We start from the raw sequence: 229 nt of genomic DNA, 5'->3' as shown, positions 1-229 counted from the left end.
GATTTAGGCGAAAATCCTCGCCGTGAGAGAGGTGTCTGATGAGCAAGCAACGACGTACGTTTTCCGCCGAGTTCAAACGAGAGGCCGCGGCCCTGGTGTTGGACCAAGGCTACAGCTATATCGACGCCTGCCGTTCGCTGGGGGTGGTGGATTCGGCCTTGCGCCGTTGGGTGAAGCAGCTCGAGGCGGAGCGCCAGGGTGTGACCCCGAAGAGCAAGGCGTTGACGCC

The 229-nt window shown here is 61.6% G+C and carries 1 protein-coding gene; it reads left to right on the top strand.

Features of this window, described 5'->3' with window-relative positions; translation table 11 throughout:
• Positions 1-38: 38 nt before the first annotated feature.
• Positions 39-229: transposase (locus BST14_RS32545; RefSeq protein ID WP_132572993.1), on the top strand; the 191-nt coding region annotated here is incomplete at its 3' end.

It is taken from the genome of Mycobacterium arosiense ATCC BAA-1401 = DSM 45069 (assembly GCF_002086125.1).
GTDB lineage: Bacteria > Actinomycetota > Actinomycetes > Mycobacteriales > Mycobacteriaceae > Mycobacterium > Mycobacterium arosiense.
This window is presented reverse-complemented; position numbering and strand designations above follow the sequence as displayed.